This is a genomic window from Sphingobium fluminis, assembly GCF_037723805.1.
Classification (GTDB): Bacteria; Pseudomonadota; Alphaproteobacteria; order Sphingomonadales; family Sphingomonadaceae; genus Sphingobium.
Window position 1 is genome coordinate 141,244 of record NZ_JBBJUK010000003.1, and the last position, 18,180, is coordinate 159,423.

Annotated in this window: 27 protein-coding genes; 17 read left to right on the forward strand and 10 right to left on the reverse strand. The window is 64.3% G+C overall.

Annotation, left to right across the window (positions count from 1 at the left end):
- Positions 1-26 precede the first annotated feature (26 nt).
- The 9 genes from WG907_RS09935 to grxD all read left to right on the forward strand — a co-directional run bounded on the left by WG907_RS09935 (position 27) and on the right by grxD (position 5,891).
- A complete protein-coding gene (locus WG907_RS09935; protein ID WP_340232619.1) occupies positions 27-1,619 on the forward strand; it encodes an isocitrate lyase in 1,593 nt (530 codons plus the stop codon).
- Positions 1,620-1,645: 26 nt separating this feature from the next.
- Positions 1,646-1,798, forward strand: coding sequence for a hypothetical protein (locus WG907_RS09940; RefSeq protein WP_340232620.1), 153 nt, complete (start codon positions 1,646-1,648; stop codon positions 1,796-1,798).
- 155 nt (positions 1,799-1,953) lie between these two features.
- Positions 1,954-2,640, forward strand: coding sequence for a glutathione S-transferase family protein (locus tag WG907_RS09945; RefSeq protein WP_340232621.1), 687 nt, complete (start codon positions 1,954-1,956; stop codon positions 2,638-2,640).
- A 73-nt stretch (positions 2,641-2,713) separates the two neighbouring features.
- Positions 2,714-4,165: a 3-isopropylmalate dehydratase large subunit gene (leuC, locus tag WG907_RS09950; RefSeq protein ID WP_340232622.1), complete on the forward strand. Its 1,452-nt coding sequence runs from the start codon at positions 2,714-2,716 to the stop codon at positions 4,163-4,165.
- On the forward strand, positions 4,162-4,290 hold the full coding sequence (locus WG907_RS09955) for a hypothetical protein (protein WP_340232623.1): 129 nt from the start codon (positions 4,162-4,164) through the stop codon (positions 4,288-4,290). The genes leuC and WG907_RS09955 overlap by 4 nt, the downstream gene beginning before the upstream one ends.
- Complete coding sequence (gene leuD, locus WG907_RS09960; protein WP_340232624.1) at positions 4,290-4,883, forward strand: 3-isopropylmalate dehydratase small subunit; 594 nt, start codon at positions 4,290-4,292, stop codon at positions 4,881-4,883. Before WG907_RS09955 ends, leuD begins: the two co-directional genes overlap by 1 nt.
- A gap of 50 nt (positions 4,884-4,933) precedes the next feature.
- Positions 4,934-5,257: a DUF1476 domain-containing protein gene (locus WG907_RS09965; RefSeq protein WP_340232625.1), complete on the forward strand. Its 324-nt coding sequence runs from the start codon at positions 4,934-4,936 to the stop codon at positions 5,255-5,257.
- A 15-nt stretch (positions 5,258-5,272) separates the two neighbouring features.
- The gene (locus WG907_RS09970) at positions 5,273-5,506 is read left to right on the forward strand and encodes a BolA/IbaG family iron-sulfur metabolism protein (protein ID WP_340232626.1); all 234 of its coding nucleotides are present in this window, start codon (positions 5,273-5,275) and stop codon (positions 5,504-5,506) included.
- 52 nt (positions 5,507-5,558) lie between these two features.
- Positions 5,559-5,891: a Grx4 family monothiol glutaredoxin gene (gene grxD / locus WG907_RS09975; protein ID WP_340232627.1), complete on the forward strand. Its 333-nt coding sequence runs from the start codon at positions 5,559-5,561 to the stop codon at positions 5,889-5,891.
- A gap of 287 nt (positions 5,892-6,178) precedes the next feature.
- Here the strand turns inward: grxD and hemW are convergent, their stop codons facing one another.
- From hemW to rph, 3 genes are all read right to left on the reverse strand, one after another.
- Positions 6,179-7,366, reverse strand: coding sequence for a radical SAM family heme chaperone HemW (gene hemW, locus WG907_RS09980; RefSeq protein WP_340232628.1), 1,188 nt, complete (start codon positions 7,364-7,366; stop codon positions 6,179-6,181).
- Positions 7,367-7,444: 78 nt separating this feature from the next.
- Entirely contained in the window at positions 7,445-8,074 is a 630-nt protein-coding gene (gene rdgB, locus WG907_RS09985; RefSeq protein WP_340232629.1) for an RdgB/HAM1 family non-canonical purine NTP pyrophosphatase, read from the reverse strand.
- 121 nt (positions 8,075-8,195) lie between these two features.
- On the reverse strand, positions 8,196-8,912 hold the full coding sequence (gene rph / locus WG907_RS09990) for a ribonuclease PH (protein WP_340232630.1): 717 nt from the start codon (positions 8,910-8,912) through the stop codon (positions 8,196-8,198).
- Positions 8,913-9,008: 96 nt separating this feature from the next.
- On the opposite strand from rph, the gene WG907_RS09995 reads away from it, so the two are divergent.
- Genes WG907_RS09995 through grpE form a run of 4 tightly spaced genes read left to right on the forward strand, consistent with a single transcriptional unit; the run spans position 9,009 to position 11,376 of the window.
- Entirely contained in the window at positions 9,009-9,521 is a 513-nt protein-coding gene (locus tag WG907_RS09995; protein ID WP_340232631.1) for a DUF6438 domain-containing protein, read from the forward strand.
- A 19-nt stretch (positions 9,522-9,540) separates the two neighbouring features.
- Complete coding sequence (locus WG907_RS10000; protein ID WP_340232632.1) at positions 9,541-9,735, forward strand: hypothetical protein; 195 nt, start codon at positions 9,541-9,543, stop codon at positions 9,733-9,735.
- 34 nt (positions 9,736-9,769) lie between these two features.
- Positions 9,770-10,825: a heat-inducible transcriptional repressor HrcA gene (hrcA, locus tag WG907_RS10005; RefSeq protein ID WP_340232633.1), complete on the forward strand. Its 1,056-nt coding sequence runs from the start codon at positions 9,770-9,772 to the stop codon at positions 10,823-10,825.
- The gene (gene grpE / locus WG907_RS10010; RefSeq protein WP_340232634.1) at positions 10,822-11,376 is read left to right on the forward strand and encodes a nucleotide exchange factor GrpE; all 555 of its coding nucleotides are present in this window, start codon (positions 10,822-10,824) and stop codon (positions 11,374-11,376) included. The genes hrcA and grpE overlap by 4 nt, the downstream gene beginning before the upstream one ends.
- A 44-nt stretch (positions 11,377-11,420) precedes the next feature.
- On the opposite strand, the gene ruvC is transcribed toward grpE, so the two are convergent.
- From ruvC to WG907_RS10035, 5 genes are all read right to left on the reverse strand, one after another.
- Positions 11,421-11,912 carry a crossover junction endodeoxyribonuclease RuvC gene (gene ruvC / locus WG907_RS10015; RefSeq protein WP_340233027.1) on the reverse strand — a complete coding sequence of 164 codons (492 nt, stop codon included), beginning with the start codon at positions 11,910-11,912 and terminating at the stop codon, positions 11,421-11,423.
- Positions 11,909-12,652: a YebC/PmpR family DNA-binding transcriptional regulator gene (locus WG907_RS10020; RefSeq protein WP_340232635.1), complete on the reverse strand. Its 744-nt coding sequence runs from the start codon at positions 12,650-12,652 to the stop codon at positions 11,909-11,911. Before WG907_RS10020 ends, ruvC begins: the two co-directional genes overlap by 4 nt.
- Positions 12,653-12,722: 70 nt before the next feature.
- Positions 12,723-13,049 (reverse strand): heavy metal-binding domain-containing protein, encoded by a 327-nt coding sequence (locus tag WG907_RS10025; RefSeq protein WP_340232636.1) that lies wholly within the window; start codon positions 13,047-13,049, stop codon positions 12,723-12,725.
- 24 nt (positions 13,050-13,073) lie between these two features.
- On the reverse strand, positions 13,074-13,316 hold the full coding sequence (locus WG907_RS10030; RefSeq protein WP_340232637.1) for a DUF2312 domain-containing protein: 243 nt from the start codon (positions 13,314-13,316) through the stop codon (positions 13,074-13,076).
- Positions 13,317-13,358: 42 nt separating this feature from the next.
- Entirely contained in the window at positions 13,359-13,658 is a 300-nt protein-coding gene (locus tag WG907_RS10035) for a DUF1244 domain-containing protein (RefSeq protein ID WP_340232638.1), read from the reverse strand.
- A gap of 100 nt (positions 13,659-13,758) precedes the next feature.
- Between WG907_RS10035 and pyk the strand changes: the two genes are divergently transcribed.
- The gene (gene pyk / locus WG907_RS10040; protein WP_340232639.1) at positions 13,759-15,210 is read left to right on the forward strand and encodes a pyruvate kinase; all 1,452 of its coding nucleotides are present in this window, start codon (positions 13,759-13,761) and stop codon (positions 15,208-15,210) included.
- Positions 15,211-15,339: 129 nt separating this feature from the next.
- On the opposite strand, the gene ykgO is transcribed toward pyk, so the two are convergent.
- Positions 15,340-15,465: a type B 50S ribosomal protein L36 gene (gene ykgO, locus WG907_RS10045; RefSeq protein ID WP_003046794.1), complete on the reverse strand. Its 126-nt coding sequence runs from the start codon at positions 15,463-15,465 to the stop codon at positions 15,340-15,342.
- Between ykgO and WG907_RS10050 the strand changes: the two genes are divergently transcribed.
- The 3 genes from WG907_RS10050 to WG907_RS10060 are packed head-to-tail and all read left to right on the forward strand — an operon-like array spanning position 15,464 to position 17,405.
- A complete protein-coding gene (locus WG907_RS10050) occupies positions 15,464-15,691 on the forward strand; it encodes a hypothetical protein (RefSeq protein WP_340232640.1) in 228 nt (75 codons plus the stop codon). The genes ykgO and WG907_RS10050 overlap by 2 nt on opposite strands.
- Positions 15,685-16,278 carry a hypothetical protein gene (locus WG907_RS10055; protein ID WP_340232641.1) on the forward strand — a complete coding sequence of 198 codons (594 nt, stop codon included), beginning with the start codon at positions 15,685-15,687 and terminating at the stop codon, positions 16,276-16,278. Before WG907_RS10050 ends, WG907_RS10055 begins: the two co-directional genes overlap by 7 nt.
- The gene (locus WG907_RS10060) at positions 16,275-17,405 is read left to right on the forward strand and encodes a M14 family metallopeptidase (protein WP_340232642.1); all 1,131 of its coding nucleotides are present in this window, start codon (positions 16,275-16,277) and stop codon (positions 17,403-17,405) included. Before WG907_RS10055 ends, WG907_RS10060 begins: the two co-directional genes overlap by 4 nt.
- 47 nt (positions 17,406-17,452) lie before the next feature.
- On the opposite strand, the gene WG907_RS10065 is transcribed toward WG907_RS10060, so the two are convergent.
- Positions 17,453-18,169, reverse strand: a complete 717-nt coding sequence (locus WG907_RS10065) for a dienelactone hydrolase family protein (protein ID WP_340232643.1) — start codon at positions 18,167-18,169, stop codon at positions 17,453-17,455.
- Positions 18,170-18,180 lie beyond the last annotated feature (11 nt).

The window sequence follows — 18,180 nt, forward strand, 5'->3', positions numbered from 1 at the left end:
CCAATCGACTGCCAAGGACCCGTCCAATGACCTACCAGAATGAAATCGCGAAAGCCGGCAACCTGATCGGTGGCCAGGCCAGCTGGGGCGGGATCGAGGCCGAAGCGGTCGCGCGTATGCGCCTGCAGAACCGATTCCACACCGGCCTCGACATCGCCCGCTATACCGCCGGCATCATGCGCCGCGACATGGCGGCCTATGACGCGAATCCCGCCGATTACACCCAGTCGCTCGGCTGCTGGCACGGCTTTATCGGTCAGCAGAAGCTGATCAGCATCAAGAAGCATTTCGGCACGACCAAGGGCAAATATTTGTACCTGTCGGGCTGGATGGTTGCGGCGCTGCGCAGCGATTTCGGTCCGCTGCCCGACCAGTCGATGCACGAAAAGACCAGCGTTCCCGCGCTGATCGAGGAACTCTACACTTTCCTCAAGCAGGCCGACGCCCGCGAACTGGGTATGATGTTCCGCGATCTCGACCATGCCCGCGAGACCGGCAACGAGATGGAAATCGCGCGGCTGACCCACGCAATCGACAATTATGAAACGCATGTCGTCCCGATCATCGCCGATATCGACGCCGGGTTCGGTAATGCCGAAGCCACCTATCTGCTCGCCAAGAAGATGATCGAGGCGGGCGCCTGCGCGCTCCAGATCGAAAACCAGGTGTCCGACGAAAAACAGTGCGGCCACCAGGACGGCAAGGTCACCGTGCCGCATGAGGATTTCCTCGCGAAGATCCGCGCCTGCCGCTACGCGTTCCTCGAAATGGGCGTCGACGATGGCATCATCGTCAGCCGCACCGACTCGCTGGGCGCGGGCCTCACCAAGCAGATCGCCTATTCCAAGGAAGCGGGCGACATTGGCGACCAGTATAACAGCTTCCTCGACTGCGACGAGATCGACCTTACCCAGATCGGCAATGGCGATGTCGTCATCAGCCGCGAGGGCAAGCTGTTGCGTCCCAAGCGCCTGCCGAGCAACCTGTTCCAGTTTCGCCCGGAAACCGGCGCGGACCGTTGCGTCCTCGACTGCATCACCTCGCTTCAGAACGGCGCGGACCTGCTGTGGATCGAGACCGAAAAGCCGCATATCGAACAGATCGCGTCGATGGTCGACCGCATCCGCGAAGTCGTGCCCAACGCCAAGCTCGTCTACAACAATTCGCCGAGCTTCAACTGGACGCTGAACTTCCGTCAGCAGGTGTTCGACGCCTGGGTCGAAGCCGGCAAGGATGTCAGCGCTTATGACCGGGCGAAGCTGATGAGCGCGGACTATGACGCGACCGATCTGGGCGCCGAGGCCGATGAAAAGATCCGCACCTTCCAGCGCGACGCCGCTGCGCGGGCGGGCATCTTCCATCACCTCATCACCCTGCCGACCTATCATACGGCGGCGCTCAGCACCGACAATCTCGCCAAGGAATATTTCGGCGACGCCGGCATGCTGGGCTATGTCGAAGGCGTGCAGCGCAAGGAAATCCGCCAGGGTATCGCCTGCGTCAAGCATCAGAACATGTCCGGCAGCGACATTGGCGACGATCATAAGGAATATTTCGCCAAGGAAGCCGCGCTCAAGGCCGGCGGCGCTCACAATACGATGAACCAGTTCGCCGCTTAAAGACCGTATAGGGAAAGGACGACATCATGACCGAACCCACTCGCAGTCGCGCAGTCTTTTCGACCGAGGATTTCAGCCTGATCCGCACGGCGGTCGGCGACTATCTTCAGAAGGTTAAAGACCAGCCGGAATCGGTGAAATACGCCAACCTCTATCACCGGCTCGGACGCCTGCGCTAATTCGTCCGATCCGTTGTTGGGAAGCCCGCCGCTCGATTTCGATGCGGCGGGCTTTTCGATTCCCGGCATAAGGCCAACTTGTGAGAGGATGGAGGTTTCCCGCTTTTGCAGAACATCCGGCGCGATTAGTCTGACCGCCGGACAGGGGAATCGTCATGGCCTACACGCTCGTCACCGCGAACCGCAATTACTCCAGCTGGTCGCTGCGCCCCTGGGTGCTGATGAAGCAACTCGGCATTCCTTTCATCGACCGCATGGAGCCGTTCGCGCAGGCAACGAATTATGCCGCCTTCCGCGCCTTTTCACCTACGGGGCAGGTGCCTGCCCTGATCGATGGCGAGCGGACCATATGGGATTCCATGGGGATCGTCCTTTATCTGGCCGATCGGCGCGAAGGCGTCTGGCCGCAGGACCCGGCAGCCCGCGCTTTCGCCCAGTGCGCGGCGGCGGAAATGCACAGCGGCTTTGCGACCCTGCGCAACGATTGCCCGATGAATGTCGGGGTGCGGGTGGAAACGCATCTGCCCTCGGCCGCGCTCGGCCGCGATATCGCCCGCCTTTCCGAGTTATGGGGCGAGGGGCTGGCGCGCTTTGGCGGACCCTTTCTTGCCGGCAGCGCCTTCACCGCCGTCGACGCCTTTTTCGCGCCGGTCGCCTTTCGCGTGCGGACCTACGGCCTGGATGTCGGGCCGGCGGCGCGGGGCTGGGTCGATCACATGCTGGCGCTGCCTGCAATGCTTGAATGGGAGGGTGCCGCGCTCGCCGAAACCTGGCGTGAAGAAAGCCACGAGGCGGATGTCGGCGCGGCAGGGCGGATCGTGGAGGATCATCGCGCCGTTTGATCCGGCCGAGTGGCAAAATTTGGAGCCATTGCCCCTTTCGCGCCGGGCGGACTGGGTCTAGGGGGAAGGAACTATGACCCAGCCCCGCACTCTGTATGAAAAAATCTGGGACGCGCACGTCGTCGAACGCCGTCCCGACGGCACCTGCCTCATCTATATCGACCGCCATCTCGTGCATGAAGTGACGAGCCCGCAGGCGTTCGAGGGGCTCAGGCTCGCGGGGCGCAAGGTGCGCCGCCCGGATCTGACGCTGGCGGTGCCGGACCATAATCTGCCGACGACGCCGCGCCGCGACAGCGCGGGCCAGCGCATCCCCATCGCTGACAGGGAAAGCGCGCAGCAGCTTGCCGCGCTGGAGCGTAACGCGCCTGAGTTCGGCGTGCGCCTGATCGGCGATGCTGACCCCGAACAGGGGATCGTCCATGTCGTCGGGCCGGAACAGGGCTTTACCCTGCCGGGCACGACGCTTGTGTGCGGCGACAGTCACACCAGTTCGCACGGCGCGCTGGGCGCGCTGGCGTTCGGCATCGGCACCAGCGAGGTCGAACATGTGCTGGCGACGCAGACGCTGCTGCTGAAACAATCGAAAACGATGGAAGTGCGGGTCGAGGGCGAGCTTGGCTTTGGCGTTACGGCCAAGGATGTCGCGCTGGCGATCTGCGGCCTGATCGGCACGGCGGGCGGCACCGGCTATGTCATGGAATATCGCGGCTCGACCTTTGAGGCGATGTCGATCGAGGGGCGGCTCACCGTCGCCAACATGTCGATCGAGGCGGGCGCGCGCTCCGGCTTGTTCGCGCCCGATGAGACGACATTCGCGTATCTCGATGGCCGGCCGATGGCACCTAAAGGGGCTGAATGGGACGCGGCAGTCGCCTATTGGCGGACGCTCAAGACCGACGAGGGCGCGGCGTTCGACAAGAGCGTGTTCATCGACGCCGCCGATATCGTGCCCAACGTCACCTGGGGCACCAGCCCCGAGGATGTCGTGCCGGTGACCGGCATCGTGCCCGATCCCGACAGTTTCGCGGATGCCTCCAAGCGCGCCGCTGCCGCGAAGTCGCTCGATTATATGGGCTTGTCCGCCGGGCAGCGGATGCAGGACGTCACCGTCGAACATATCTTCATCGGCAGTTGCACCAACAGCCGGATCGAGGATTTGCGTGCCGCCGCCACCATCGTGCGGGGCCACCATATCGCGGCGGGCATCAAGCAGGCTATGGTCGTGCCGGGATCGGGTCTGGTCAAGCGGCAGGCCGAGGCCGAGGGGCTGGACCGGATATTTACCGATGCGGGTTTCGAATGGCGCGAGCCGGGTTGTTCGGCGTGTCTTGGCATGAACCCGGACAAGGTGCCGGCGGGCGAGCGCTGCGCGTCGACCAGCAACCGAAATTTCATGGGGCGGCAAGGCCCCGGATCGCGCACCCATCTGGTGTCGCCGGCGATGGCGGCTGCGGCGGCCCTGACCGGGCGGCTAACCGATGTGCGTGAACTGATGAACCGGGAAAAGGGACTGGTCGCATGAAGAAGATATTCTGGGTGCTGGCGTTGGGCGCGCTGGCGAGTGCGGCGATGGCGGCGGGTCTGGGCCGGGCGGCCGACACGGCGCGCGCCGGCATGGCGGGCCCGGAGACGAAGCGGACTCACTGATGGACAAGCTGACCACCATCGACGGAACGGCCTATCCGTTCGGGATGAAGAATGTCGACACCGACATCGTCATCCCGTCGCACTGGCTCAAGACGATCTCGCGCTCGGGTCTGGGCAAGGGCGCATTCGAGGTTTTGCGCAAGGAGCCGGGCAACGTCTTCGACGATCCTGCCTATGCCGGCAGCCCGATTTTGATCGCGGGCGATAATTTCGGCTGCGGCTCCAGCCGCGAACATGCCGCCTGGGCGCTCGCCGATCTGGGCATCAAGGTGGTGATCGCGCCGAGCTTTTCAGACATTTTCTCCGGCAATGCGTTCAAGAACGGGATATTGACCGTCGAACTGCCGCAGGAAGCCGTCGACCGGTTGATGGAGGTCGCGAAAAGCGATCCGCTGCATGTCGATCTGGAGCAGCAGATGGTGACGACGCAATTTCAGGATCGCTTTACGTTCGAGATCGACGCGTTTCGCAAACATTGCCTGCTGGGCGGGCTGGACGAGATAGGCCTGACTCTCGATCAGGCGGACGATATCGAAGTTTATGAAAATCGGGCGGGCAGGGAGCAGCCATGGCTCGTTCCCGCCGTTGCGTAAGCGCACCGATTCTCTTATTCTCAGACATGGCTTTCAACAGGGTTTGACGCATGACGACATTTGACGACCGCGAGCGCGCTTTCGAGAATATGTTCGCGCACGACCAGGAAATGCAGTTTCGAATCCAGGCGCGCCGCAACCGCCTGTTGGGCGAATGGGCGGCAGCGAAGATGGGGCTGACCCCGGCGGAAACCGATGCCTATGCCAAGGCCGTCGTGCAGGCCGATTTCGAGGAAGCGGGCGATGAGGATGTCATCCGCAAACTGGTGGGCGACATGACATCGGCGGGCGTGGACATCGACGAAGCGGGCGTCCGCGCGGCGCTGGACGAGCAGGCCGTGGTCGCCCGCCGCATGTTCATCGAAGCGCAATAGCAGGAGCATTCGATCATGCCGATGACCGCAGACGATATCGCCGACATGATCCGCGCCGCCATTCCCGACGCGGAGGTCGAGATCACCGATCTGGCGGGCGATGGCGATCATTATGCCGCGCGCGTGGTGGCCGAAAGCTTTCGCGGGCAGAGCCGGGTCTCCCAGCAACGCGCCGTCTACGCGGCGCTCGGCGGGCGCATGGGCGGCGTGCTTCATGCCTTGCAACTGACCACGGCCGTGCCCAACTAATCACCTGCAATATTTTCGCGCCGGGATGGCGCCTGTTCGAGGATTACAGACCATGACCGACGCCGAGCAGCAGCGGATCGCCGAAATCGTCAACGGCCATGACGTGGTGCTCTTCATGAAGGGCACGCCGCTTTTTCCGCAATGCGGGTTTTCCAGCCGCGCCATCGCGATCCTGGAGCATCTGGGCGTGGCCTATGACACGGTCGACGTGTTGCAGGATCAGGCCGTCCGTCAGGGCATCAAGGCCTATTCCGACTGGCCGACCATTCCCCAGCTCTATGTGAAGGGCGAGTTCGTCGGCGGCAGCGATATCATGATGGAAATGTATGAAGCGGGTGAATTGCGCCAGCTGATGACCGATCAGGGCGTGGTTGCCGCCAGCTGAGCCGTCACGCATGATATGACTGAAAGCGGTCCGGTGTCTCCGGGCCGCTTTTTTCATGCGCTGGTGACATTGGATGGGAGAGGTCCCGGGCGGGGAATGCAGCGGTGGAGACGAGCTGCATCCCCCTATAGTCGAACGATCGGGAATATCGAATAGTACGCAATCGACGTGCCAATTATACAAATTGCCCGATTTACGTGGATTGCACGGTTAACGCCCGCCGCCTCCGAGGCGCGGTTGTAAGATATGCCGACATTTTGGTCTATTAACCGCTGTGCCTCGTCGCACTATACCGCCACGACTTTCGGCAGAATGGCGTCGAGCAGCAGCATGCCCGCCGGCGAAATCGTCAGATGCCGATCCTGTCGGTGCAGAAGGCCGAGCGTGGCGAGTTGCTCGACTGAAGCGGCATCGACCAGCGCGTCGACCGGCATATCGGACAGATTGGCGATCCGCGACAGGTCCACACCTTCCGCCAGCCGCAACCCCATCAGCAGCGCTTCGCGCGCGCGGTCCTCGTTCGGCAAAGCGTCCTCGCTCTGGAGGCCATGGCCATTGCGGACGACCGCGCCGATCCAGTTTTCCGGCTTCTTATGGCGAAGCGTGGCCACGCCGCCGCGCCGGCCATGGGCGCCCGGACCGACCCCAGCATAGTCGCCATAGCGCCAGTAGGTCAGGTTGTGGCGGCTCTGCTCGCCCGGCCGGGCGTGGTTGCTGATCTCATAGGCCGGGATGCCGGCGGCACCGGTCATCGCCTGCGTCAGTTCGTATAGCGTCGCGCCACGATCGGGATCGGCGGGGGTGAATTTGCCTTGAGCCACGAGCGTGGCGAAGCGGGTGCCCGGTTCGATCGTCAGTTGATACAGCGAAAGATGGCCGGTGCCGAACGAAAGGCCCTGCGCCAGCTCCGCTTCCCAATCGGCCTCGCTTTGGCCGGGCCGCGCATAGATGAGGTCGAAATTCACGCGCGCGAATACGGATTGCGCGATATCGAGCGCGGCCAGCCCCTCGCGTACGTCATGCGCCCGTCCCAGGAAATGGAGCGCGCCGTCATCGAGCGCCTGAAGTCCCAGCGACACGCGGTTGACGCCGGCAGCGGCGAGATCGGCGAAACGCGCCGCCTCGACCGAACTCGGATTGGCTTCCAGCGTGATTTCCATGTCGGGGACGGGACGCCAATGGCGCGAAGCCGCTTCGATCAGCGCGGCGACAATGGCGGGCGGCATCAGTGACGGCGTGCCCCCGCCGAAAAAGATCGAAGCGAGCGGCCGTCCGCCGGTCAAGGTCGCTTCATGCGCCAGATCGGCCAGCAGCGCATCGCGCCAGCCATCCATATCGATTTCGGCGCGGACATGGCTGTTGAAATCGCAATAGGGGCATTTGGAGACGCAGAAGGGCCAGTGCACATAAAGCGCGATGGGTTCGGCATCGGCCGTGGGACGCGCCGACAAGCGGGTGGTGGAGGTGAGCGACATGGGCGCGGCGCTCCTACACCAATGGCGCGCTTACGCCTAGCGCGTGAGGTGGCCCGCGCCGTGCCCCGTCCTGACCGACTAAAAGACCGCAGCGACAAGCTTTGCGAAGGCATCGGCGCGGTGGCTCATGGCGTGCTTTTGGTCGGGGTCCATCTCACCGAAGCTGATATCATGGCCGATCGGCTGGAAAATCGGGTCATAGCCAAAACCCTGGGTTCCGCGCGGTGGCCAGGTGATGATGCCGTCGACCCGTCCCTCGAACGCTTCGACATGCCCGTCCGGCCATGCGAGCGCGAGGGCGCAGACGAAATGCGCGTCATGGCCGGCGTCCGGTCCTTTTTCTTCCATCCGGTCATGCACCAATTGCATGGCGAGGCCGAAATCTTTCGTGGGGCCGGCCCAGCGAGCGGAAAACAGGCCGGGGTCGCCCCTCAGCGCCTCGACGGCGAGGCCGCTATCGTCGGCGAGCGCGGGCAGGCCGGACAGATCGGCAGCTTGCAACGCTTTCAGTTCCGCATTGGCGATGAAGGTCGTGCCGGTTTCGTCCGGTTCGGGCAGGTCGAGGCTCGCGGCGGAAATCGGCTCGATCCCATATGGGCCAAGCAGCGCGGCGATTTCGCGCACCTTGCCCGGATTATGGCTGGCGATCACCAGCTTGCCGGGGGCGAGTTTGCGGATCGCCTGTTCCTGTCCGAAATCGTCTGACATATATATTCCAGCTCTGCCCGATGTGCTCCCGCGAAAGCAGGAGCCCAGTGTGCGAGGTCGCCCACGTCTACCCTGGGCTCCTGCTTTCGCAGGAGCACTGCCCTAATTCAAGGACGGGGGATCAACGCCCCGTCGCGCGATCCTGTGCCGCGAAAATCTTCGCGCAGCCGATGCGGGCAAGGCGCAGCAGGCGAAGCAGCTCTTCCTCGTCATAGGCTGCGCCCTCCGCCGTCGCCTGCACTTCGGCGAATTTGCCGTCGCCGGTCAGGATCAGGTTGGCGTCGGTCTCCGCATTGCTGTCCTCGGCATAATCGAGGTCGAGCACCGGCGTGCCTTCATAGATGCCGCAGCTGATCGCGGCGACCTTCTGGATAATCGGATCTTCCTTGAGCGCGCCGGACGCCAGCAGCTTGTCGATCGCGATGCGCAACGCCACCCAGCTGCCCGAAATCGCCGCCGTGCGCGTGCCGCCATCGGCCTGGATCACGTCGCAATCGACGACGATCTGGCGCTCGCCGAGCTTCTTCATGTCGACGACTGTGCGCAGGCTGCGGCCGATCAGCCGCTGAATTTCCTGCGTCCGGCCCGACTGTTTGCCCTTGGCCGCTTCGCGGCTGCCACGGGTGTGGGTGGCGCGGGGCAGCATGCCATATTCCGCCGTAACCCAGCCCGAGCCCTTGCCGCGCAGGAAGGGCGGCACCTTTTCCTCGACCGAGGCGGTGCACAGCACGCGGGTGTCGCCGAAACTGACGAGGCAGCTCCCTTCGGCATGGATGGTGAAGCCGGGCTCCATGGTGATGTCGCGCATCTGGTCGGGCGCGCGGCCTGAAGGACGCATAAATTTGTTACTCCGAAACGGTCAAGCGGTGGGGCTTAGCGCCCGCTGCGACGTCATGCCAGTGCCAGCGGCGAAAAGTTGCGCTAAGGAAGCGATATGAAGATACAAGCAATGATGAGCCTTGGCCTCGCCATGCTGCTGGCGGGATGCGCGACCGAGTCGACCGAGCTGGAAGCGCCGCGCGCGGCCGGTGACGTGATTCGCTTTACGGCGGGGCGTTGTTTCGGCGCGTGCCCGGCCTATACGCTGCGCGTGACGCCCGACGGGTCGGGTCTGCTGGAGCCAGAGCGCTTCACCGCCGTGCCGGGGCCGACGCGCTTCACCATCACCCGCGTACAATATCAGCGGCTGCGCGCGGCGCTTGCGCCCTATCGCCCCGCCGCCGGCGTCACGAAGACGATCGCGCAGGGGCAGGCGGATTGCCAGCGCTTCGCCACCGACATGCCCGGCTATTCGATCGAGTGGAGCCGGGGTGCGCAAAAGCCCGCGCGCCTCGACTATCAATCGGGGTGCATGGATGCGCGCCACGCCAGATTGCGCTCGACCATCCAGTCGCTTCCGGCCAAGCTCGGCATAGAGGCGATGCTGAAATCCAAGACCGCCGGCTGACATAAGAGGAGAGCGACGGATGCGGTTCACCATGAAGGCGGTCGGCCTCCTCCTGATTCTGATGGGCCTGCTGTGGGTGGGGCAGGGGACCGGCGTCGTTCACTGGCCGGAATCGAGCTTCATGATCGATCAGCGGCCCTGGATATGGCGCGGCGCACTGCTGGCCGCGCTGGGCGTCGCGATGATCCTGATCGCCGGGCGCGCCAGACGTTGAGCATGGGGGCGAAGCCGCCTACATCCGTCCCATGATGTCGACGACGCCCATTTCCGAACTCAACGATCGCGCGCGCGACGTTTTTCGGCTGGTGGTGGAAAATTATCTGGGAACCGGGCAGCCGGTGGGATCGCGCACGATCAGCAAGATCGCGGCGCTCAGCCTGTCGCCGGCCTCGATCCGCAATGTGATGCAGGACTTGGAAGAGCTTGGCCTGCTCGCCGCGCCGCACACGTCGGCGGGGCGCATGCCGACCGAAACGGGGCTGCGCCTGTTCGTCGACGGGATGATGCAGGCGGCGCAACCGTCGATCGAGGAGCGCCGCGCGATCGAGGCGGGCATAAGCACCGTAGGCGAGGGCGGGGGACCGATCGAGGAGGCGCTGTCGGCGGCGACGGTGGCGCTGTCCGGCCTGTCCGCCTGCGCCGGCATCGTCATGGTGCCCAAACGCGAGCCTTTGCTGCGGCAGTTCGGCTTCGTTCCGCTGAATGCGGCGCAGGCGCTTGCGGTACTGGTCGGTCAGGATGGCTCGGTCGAGAATCGGGTGATCGAGCTGCCGCAGGGCGTGACGATGTCGATGCTGACCGAAGCCGCCAATTTCATGTCGGCACGCTTTGCCGGGCTGACGCTGGGGCAGGCGGGCGAGGTCTTGCGGCGCGAACTTGAGGCGGAGCAGAGCGCCCTGCAGGGCGCGGCGCGCGAACTGGTGGAGCGCGGCATCGCGATATGGTCGCGCGACGCCGACGACCGGGCCGTGCTGATCGTGCGGGGACAGGCCAATCTGATAGACGACGGCACCGTCGCCGACCTCGAACGGGTGCGGCAGTTGCTGGAGCAGCTGGAGGGCAAGCAGGAAATCGCCCGCCTGCTGGAAAGCGCGCTGGCGGGCAGCGCGACCAAAATCTTCATCGGATCGGAAAACAAGCTCTTTTCCCTCTCCGGTTCTTCGGTCATAGCCGCGCCTTACCGTGGCGGTGACGGGCAGGTGGTCGGCGTGGTCGGCGTGATCGGCCCGACCCGCTTGAACTATGCCCGGGTCATCCCCATGGTGGATTTCACCGCGCAGACGTTATCGAGATTGATGAGATGAGCGAAGACAAGTTGAATATCGAAAACACCGAAATCGTGGATGAATTGCCAGAAAATGGCGTGCCCGCAGGGGACGCCGGTGCGGAGCGGATCGCCGCTCTGGAGGCCGAGCTTGCAACGGCGAAGCAGGACATTCTCTATGCCCATGCCGATACGCAGAATGTGCGCCGGCGGCTGGAGAAGGAACTGGCCGACGCCAGAGCCTATGCCGCGACTAGCTTTGCGCGCGATATGCTGTCGATCGCCGACAATCTGTCCCGCGCGCTCGCGGCGATTCCCGCCGACTTGCGGGAGGACGACAAGTTCAAGGGGCTGGTCGTCGGCCTTGAAGCAACCGGCCGCGAACTGGACAGCGTGTTCGGCCGCAATGGCATTCAGAAAATCGAATCGGTCGGCCAGCCGCTCGATCCGAACAAGCATCAGGCGATGATGGAAGTGCCCTCGGCCGATGCGGAGCCCGGCACTATATTAGTCGAAATGCAGGCGGGGTACATGATCAAGGATCGCCTGCTGCGGCCCGCGATGGTCAGTGTGGCGAAGGCGCCGGAATAAGCAGGCTTTGTTTCCCCGGCCGTTGGTAGCGGTCGGGGGCGAAGCTATTTCGTCGGTATCCGCCGGGCGCTGGCGAGATGGTGGGCGTGGGTGATGGCGACCGCCAACGCATCCGCCGCGTCCGGCCCGGCTATTTTTACGCCGGGCAGCAGCCGCGAAACCATGGCGTGCACCTGATCCTTCGATGCGTTGCCGACGCCGACGACCGATTTTTTCACGAGGCGGGCGGCATATTCGCCGACCTCCATCCCCGATCGCGCCGCGCCCAGCAGAATGACGCCACGCGCCTGTCCCAGTTTCAGCGTCGATTGCGGATTGACGTTGACGAATACCTCCTCGACAGCCGCACCATCGGGTCGGTGTTCGAGGATCAGGTCCGTGAGCGCCAGATCGAGCGCTAGCAGACGGGTCGCGAGCGGCAGCGCGCTGTCGGTCTTGATCTGGCCATTGCCGACATGGGTCAGCCGGTTGCCATTGACGGCGATCAGGCCCCAGCCGGTGGTGCCGAGACCCGGATCAAGGCCGAGCAGGATTATCCGAGCTTCTCCAGCACCGCGTCGGACACTTCATAATTGCCCCAGACCGTCTGGACGTCGTCATCATCTTCCAGCGTGTCGACCAGCTTGAGCAGGGTCGCGGCGTTGGCTTCGTCGACTTCGGTCGTGGTCTGTGGCTTCCAGGCGAGCTTGGCGCCATCGGCCGGACCGAGCCTGGCTTCGAGCGCCTTGGCGACTTCGTGCAGCGTATCCATCGCGGTCCAGATTTCATGCTCGTCCTCATTGGACGACACGTCCTCCGCCCCCGCTTCGAGCGCCGCCTCGAAGATCGCATCGGCGTCCCCGGCACTGGCGGGATAGGTGATGAGGCCGACGCGGTCGAAGCCATGGCTCACCGCGCCCGAAGCGCCCAGATTGCCGCCATTTTTGGAAAAGGCGGTGCGGATATTGGTGGCGGTGCGGTTGCGGTTGTCGGTCAGCGCCTCGACGATGATCGCGGTGCCGGCCGGGCCATAGCCCTCGTAGCGCACCTCTTCATAATTTTCGCCGCCCGCCGCACTGGCCTTGTCGATCGCGCGCTGGATATTGTCCTTGGGCATCGACTGCGCCTTGGCGGCGTTGACGGCGAGGCGCAGGCGCGGGTTCATGTCCGGGTCGGGCATGCCCATCTTCGCCGCCACGGTGATTTCGCGGCTGAGCTTGGAGAACATCGAAGAGCGCTTCTTGTCCTGCGCGCCCTTGCGATGCATGATATTCTTGAATTTGGAATGGCCGGCCACGGCCTTTCTCCCGATAGTATCTGTGAAACCGAAGCGCGCTCTCTAGCGAGCGCATGCCAATCCGGCAATCTCAGATGATGATCGCGGTGCCCGATGCGGAGACCATAAGCATCGACCCGTTCGACCCCAAAACTTCATAGTCCAGGTCTACGCCGACCACCGCGTTCGCCCCCAGCGTCGCGGCGCGCATCCGCATTTCCCCGATCGCCTGCTCACGCGCGCGTTGCAGCACATCCTCGTAAGCGCCCGACCGGCCACCGACGATGTCCCGCACGCTGGCGAACAAATCCCGGAACAGATTGGCGCCCACGATCACCTCGCCGGTGACGATGCCGAGATATTCCTTGGCCGGGCGGCCCTCCAGCCTGCTGGTGGTGCTGACGATCATCTCGGACATCGTTAGTCTCCTTCGATAAAGGGTTTATTCCATGCCCAGCGCAGCGAGATAGGTCTGGAGGATCGCCTCCATCTCCTGTCGGTCATGCGGCGGCATCTTGCGGAGGCGCACGATCTGGCGGATGATCTTGGGATCATAGCCGGTCGCCTTGGCTTCCAGATACACATCCTTGATATCGTCGCCGATGCCCTTCTTTTCCTCCTCAAGCCGTTCGATGCGCTCGATCAAGAGGCGTAGCTGGTCGGCGGCGACATTGCCTTCGCTCATGGGTCTTATCTCCAGTGGAATGTGAATCGGCTGGAGCGCGTCCTAGTGGTTGTCGGCGTTCTTCGCCACACTCTCTTTCATCCGCGCGATCTGTTCCGGGGTCGCCTCGCTTTGATGACGGTCCTTCCACTCGCCGAACGGCATGCCGTGGATGATTGCCCGCGCCTCATCCTTGGTCAGGCCGCCGTCGGCTTCCGCGATCCAGTCCGCGAGGCAGTTGCGGCAGAAGCCGGCCGACCCCATCAGGTCGATATTCTGCACGTCGGTGCGGTGCTGAAGATGCGCCACGAGCCTGCGGAAGGCGGTTGCGGCCACGCTGTCCTTGATTATGCTGTCGGCCACCGCCACTATCCTCCCACCATCATCCTGTCGTGCAGCACGGATAAATGAAAACCGCGCCCTGGCAAGCCAGTGGCGACATGACGATCAGGAGCCATTGCCCATGACGAAATTGCAGCCCCGTTCGCGCAAGGTGCGAATCCTTGTAACCCTGGGGCCTTCCAGCGATTCGCCCGAGATGATCCGCGCCCTGTTCGTCGCGGGGGCGGACGCCTTCCGCATCAATATGAGCCATGGCGCACAGGAAGATCATGCCGCGCGGATCGCGACGATCCGGGCGCTCGAAAAAGAATTCGGCCGGCCGACGACAATATTGGGCGATCTGCAAGGCCCCAAGCTGCGCGTCGGCACGTTCGCGGCAGGGCCGGTCATGTTGCAGACGGGCGCGGCCTTCGTGCTGGACCGCGACCTGACGCCGGGCGATGCGCACCGCGTGAACCTGCCCCATCCCGAAATCTATGCGGCGCTGGTGCCCGAGACCCGGCTGCTGCTCGACGATGGCAAGCTGGTGCTGCGCGTCAAGGCGGTCGATGGCGAGCGGATCGAGACCATCGTCGAGGTCGGGGGCATGCTGTCCGATCGCAAGGGGGTGAACGTGCCCGATGTGGTCGTGCCGGTGCCCGCGCTGACCGACAAGGACCGGCGGGACCTGAGCTTCGCGATGCAACAGGGGCTGGACTGGATCGCATTGAGCTTCGTCCAGCGGCCCGAGGATCTGGCCGAAGCGCGCAAGCTGATGGGCGGCTATGGCGCGCTGATGGCGAAGATCGAGAAGCCCTCGGCGGTGCAGCGGCTGGAGGAGATATTGGAGGTGGCCGATGGCGTCATGGTCGCGCGCGGCGATCTGGGCGTCGAATTGCCGCCGCAGGCCGTGCCGCCGCTCCAGAAGCAGATCGTCGCGACCGCGCGGCGCATGGGCCGTCCGGTGGTGGTGGCGACGCAGATGCTCGAATCGATGATCACCGCGCCGACGCCGACCCGCGCGGAAGTGTCGGACGTTGCAACGGCGGTCTATGACGGGGCCGATGCCATCATGCTGTCGGCCGAAACGGCGGCGGGGGCGTGGCCGGTCGAGGCGGTCACGATGATGGACAGTATCGCGCACAGCGTGGAGCGCGATCCGGGCTATTTCGCACGGCTCCATTTCACCGAAACGCAGCCCGATTCGACCACCGCCGACGCGCTGGCCGAAGCGGCGGCGGGGATCGTGCCCGTGGTGGGCGCGAGCGCGATCGCCTGCTTCACCTCGTCGGGCAGCACCGTGCGCCGGCTCGCCCGCGAGCGGCCTTCCGCGCCCATCCTCGCATTGACTCCCCGTCAGGACACGGCGCGCAAGCTCGGCCTCACCTGGGGCGTCCATGCGGTGCGGACCAAGGATATCGGCACGTTCGAGGAAATGATCGGCAAGGCCCGGCGCATGAGCCTGCGCCACCATATGACCGCCAAGGGGCAGAAGATCATCGTGCTGGCGGGCGTGCCGTTCGGGACGCCGGGATCGACCAATGTGTTGCACGTCGCGACGATTCGCGGGGACGAACTTAAAGGGCGCGATTAAGGCCGCGCCGGATGCGCTAAAGGCGCAGTTTAAGCGGAAACGAAGCGAGCGCCCGGTCCATCAGGATCGGGCGCTCGCGGTAACCGGCGTTCCGTGCTGGTCGCTGCCGACAGGCGGCAGCGCCTCGCTTCAGCCCTGGCGGGCCTTGAAGCGGCGGTTGGTCTTGTTGATCACATAGGTGCGGCCACGGCGACGGATCACGCGGTTGTCCCGGTGCCGGTCCTTGAGCGACTTGAGCGAATTGCGGATCTTCATGGAAAGTCTGCCCCTGAATCTTGGGAAGATATTGAATCTTGCGATGGTGCCGAAAATCGAAGCGCTGCCCCTATGGGCGGGCCGGCGGAAAGTCAAGGGCGCGAGCCGCTCTTTTGCCGCCGTTCAGCCGGGATGCAGCGAAGCGGTTGCTCAAGCATTGGAAGGGAATGCACCCGTCATGTCGTGTATGGGGCAGACTGTTCTTTTGGAGTTGGGTCCATGTTGAAGCCTATCCTGCTGTCGTCTGCTCTCGCCATTTCCCTCGCTGGTTGCGCAGCCGCGATCCCGCCGGTCGAAGTGACGCGGTTCCATGTCGGCGATCCGGCGCGGTCGGGCACGATCGCCGTCGAGGAACTGCCGGGCAACCCCGATATCAGCCTGGAATTCCGCACCTATGCCGCAGCGGTGGAGCGCGAGTTGCAGGGCGTCGGCTTTACGGCAACGCAGCCGGGCAAGCCCAGCACCTATGTCGCGCGGGTGGCGTTGCGCCGCGCGTTCCGCCCGACCGGCTATGGCACGGACAAGCCGGTGAGCGTCGGCGTGGGCGGCGGCGTTGGTAGTGGCGGCTATTCGGGTCTTGGCGTCGGCATCGGCATCAACCTGTCCGGCAAGCCCAAGGACATCGTGACCACCGAGCTGGAAGTGCAGATCCGCCGCCGGGGCGATCAGTCTACGATCTGGGAAGGGCGCGCCATGACGCAGGCGCGCGAGGGCACGCCCGCCGCGCAGCCCGGCATCGCGGCGGCCAAGCTCGCTGCGGCGCTCATTGGGGGCTATCCGGGGGAATCGGGGCGCACTATACGCGTCAAATGACCATTTCCATTACCAGTGCCTTCGACAGCGGCAACATCCGCCTTCTTTCCATCCAGGACGGTGCCGATCGCGTCAGCGCCGAACTGGAGATCGTTCGCGATCATCAGAGCGACTTTTACCAGTGGTTCCATTTTCGCGTGGCGGGCGCTGCCGGACGCGAGGTCGAACTGAACATCGTCAACTGCGGCGAGTCGGCCTATCCCGACGGCTGGCCGGATTACAAGGCGCGGATGAGCGAGGATCGCGAGACCTGGTTGCTCGCGGACACCGCCTATGCCGACGGCGTGCTGACCATCCGGCTGACGCCGGACAGCAACGCCGTGTGGCTGGCTTATTTCGCGCCCTATTCGATGGAACGGCATCACGACCTGATCGCCTGGGCGGCCTGCCAGCCCGGCGTGGTGCAGCGCGAACTGGGGCTGACGCTTGACGGCCAGCCGCTCGATCTGCTGACCATCGGCGAAGGGCCTAAACAGGTGTGGCTCTATGCCCGCCAGCATCCGGGCGAGAGCATGGCGGAATGGTGGATGGAAGGCGCGCTGGAGCGGCTGTGCGACGAGGAGGATGCCGTCGCCCGTCTGCTGCGCGCCCGCGCGACATTCCATATCGTCCCCAATATGAACCCGGACGGCAGCCGGCGCGGCCATCTGCGCACCAATGCTGCGGGGGTGAATCTCAACCGCGAATGGCATGATCCGTCGGCCGAGCGCAGCCCGGAGGTCCTGGCGGTGCGCGCGGCGATGGACGAGACCGGCGTCGATTTCGCGATGGATGTGCATGGTGACGAGGCGATTCCGGCGGTCTTTCTCGCCGGGTTCGAAGGCATTCCGTCGATCACCGATCGGCAGCTTGGCCTTTACCATCGATATCGCGATTCGCTGGCAGTGCGCACGCCCGATTTCCAGACGAAGCGCGGCTATCCGGTGGCGGGGGACGGCAAGGCCAATCTCACCATGTCCACCAACCAGATCGCCGAGCGCTTCGGCGCGGTCGCGATGACGCTGGAAATGCCGTTCAAGGATAATGACGATCTGCCCGATCCCGATTTTGGCTGGTCTCCGGCGCGCTCGATGCAGTTGGGCAAGGAGTGCCTCGCCGTGCTGGCGGAGATGATCGACGAGATTTGAGTGGACGGGCGGTAAGCGCTTTTTTCAACGGAAACCGGCAGCCTTGATTATGCCGGAAAAAGTTCGCCCAGAAAGTCGGTCATCGCCTTGAAGCTGCGCCGGTCGGCGTCGGGCTGATAGGCCATGCCCTTGTCGGGCATATGAACGGTCTCGTCGGTGAAGGCGTGGCCAGTGTCGCCATAGGCATGAATCTGCCAGTCGCATTGCGCCGCGCTCAATTCCCGCGCCAGCGCGGTCACGGCGTCCGGCGGGGCCAGCGGATCGTTCCAGCCGTGGCAGATGAGCAGCTTCGCGGTGATCGCGGCGTTCGGGAAAGGCGGGGCGTCATAGACGCCATGGAAGCTGACTCCGCCGGCAATGTCCGCACCGCCGCGCGCCAGATCGAGCACGCATTTGCCGCCGAAGCAGAATCCGATCGCCGCCGTGCGGCTCGCATCCACCTGCGGCATGGCTCTGAGCGCCGCGTGGCAGGACTGGAGCCGCGCCAGCATCAGGACGCGGTCGGCATTCAGTTCGTTCATATAACGGCCGGGATCGGCATCGGCGCGGGTCGACCGCCGGCCTTGGCCGTAGACATCCGCGACGAGCACGGCATAGCCCAGTGCCGCGATCCTTTCCGCATAGGCGAAGTCGCTCTCCTTGGCGCCCAGGACATTGGGGAACAGCAATATGCCGGGGCGCGGCGACCGGGTGGCGTCCGCGAATATCGCCATGCTCTCCAGCAGACGGTCGGGGCCTTCATGCAGGATGGGTTCGCGGCTCATGATGGGTCGCC

What these genes read in the sequence shown, in the direction of transcription:
- WG907_RS09935 (WP_340232619.1), top strand. Translation starts at nt 27, where the DNA reads ATGACCTACCAGAATGAAATCGCGAAAGCCGGCAACCTGATCGGTGGC.
- WG907_RS09940 (WP_340232620.1), top strand. Translation starts at nt 1,646, where the DNA reads ATGACCGAACCCACTCGCAGTCGCGCAGTCTTTTCGACCGAGGATTTC.
- WG907_RS09945 (WP_340232621.1), top strand. Translation starts at nt 1,954, where the DNA reads ATGGCCTACACGCTCGTCACCGCGAACCGCAATTACTCCAGCTGGTCG.
- leuC (WP_340232622.1), top strand. Translation starts at nt 2,714, where the DNA reads ATGACCCAGCCCCGCACTCTGTATGAAAAAATCTGGGACGCGCACGTC.
- WG907_RS09955 (WP_340232623.1), top strand. Translation starts at nt 4,162, where the DNA reads ATGAAGAAGATATTCTGGGTGCTGGCGTTGGGCGCGCTGGCGAGTGCG.
- leuD (WP_340232624.1), top strand. Translation starts at nt 4,290, where the DNA reads ATGGACAAGCTGACCACCATCGACGGAACGGCCTATCCGTTCGGGATG.
- WG907_RS09965 (WP_340232625.1), top strand. Translation starts at nt 4,934, where the DNA reads ATGACGACATTTGACGACCGCGAGCGCGCTTTCGAGAATATGTTCGCG.
- WG907_RS09970 (WP_340232626.1), top strand. Translation starts at nt 5,273, where the DNA reads ATGCCGATGACCGCAGACGATATCGCCGACATGATCCGCGCCGCCATT.
- grxD (WP_340232627.1), top strand. Translation starts at nt 5,559, where the DNA reads ATGACCGACGCCGAGCAGCAGCGGATCGCCGAAATCGTCAACGGCCAT.
- hemW (WP_340232628.1), bottom strand. Translation starts at nt 7,366, where the DNA reads ATGTCGCTCACCTCCACCACCCGCTTGTCGGCGCGTCCCACGGCCGAT.
- rdgB (WP_340232629.1), bottom strand. Translation starts at nt 8,074, where the DNA reads ATGTCAGACGATTTCGGACAGGAACAGGCGATCCGCAAACTCGCCCCC.
- rph (WP_340232630.1), bottom strand. Translation starts at nt 8,912, where the DNA reads ATGCGTCCTTCAGGCCGCGCGCCCGACCAGATGCGCGACATCACCATG.
- WG907_RS09995 (WP_340232631.1), top strand. Translation starts at nt 9,009, where the DNA reads ATGAAGATACAAGCAATGATGAGCCTTGGCCTCGCCATGCTGCTGGCG.
- WG907_RS10000 (WP_340232632.1), top strand. Translation starts at nt 9,541, where the DNA reads ATGCGGTTCACCATGAAGGCGGTCGGCCTCCTCCTGATTCTGATGGGC.
- hrcA (WP_340232633.1), top strand. Translation starts at nt 9,770, where the DNA reads ATGTCGACGACGCCCATTTCCGAACTCAACGATCGCGCGCGCGACGTT.
- grpE (WP_340232634.1), top strand. Translation starts at nt 10,822, where the DNA reads ATGAGCGAAGACAAGTTGAATATCGAAAACACCGAAATCGTGGATGAA.
- WG907_RS10025 (WP_340232636.1), bottom strand. Translation starts at nt 13,049, where the DNA reads ATGTCCGAGATGATCGTCAGCACCACCAGCAGGCTGGAGGGCCGCCCG.
- WG907_RS10030 (WP_340232637.1), bottom strand. Translation starts at nt 13,316, where the DNA reads ATGAGCGAAGGCAATGTCGCCGCCGACCAGCTACGCCTCTTGATCGAG.
- pyk (WP_340232639.1), top strand. Translation starts at nt 13,759, where the DNA reads ATGACGAAATTGCAGCCCCGTTCGCGCAAGGTGCGAATCCTTGTAACC.
- WG907_RS10050 (WP_340232640.1), top strand. Translation starts at nt 15,464, where the DNA reads ATGGAAAGTCTGCCCCTGAATCTTGGGAAGATATTGAATCTTGCGATG.
- ykgO (WP_003046794.1), bottom strand. Translation starts at nt 15,465, where the DNA reads ATGAAGATCCGCAATTCGCTCAAGTCGCTCAAGGACCGGCACCGGGAC.
- WG907_RS10055 (WP_340232641.1), top strand. Translation starts at nt 15,685, where the DNA reads ATGTTGAAGCCTATCCTGCTGTCGTCTGCTCTCGCCATTTCCCTCGCT.
- WG907_RS10060 (WP_340232642.1), top strand. Translation starts at nt 16,275, where the DNA reads ATGACCATTTCCATTACCAGTGCCTTCGACAGCGGCAACATCCGCCTT.
- WG907_RS10065 (WP_340232643.1), bottom strand. Translation starts at nt 18,169, where the DNA reads ATGAGCCGCGAACCCATCCTGCATGAAGGCCCCGACCGTCTGCTGGAG.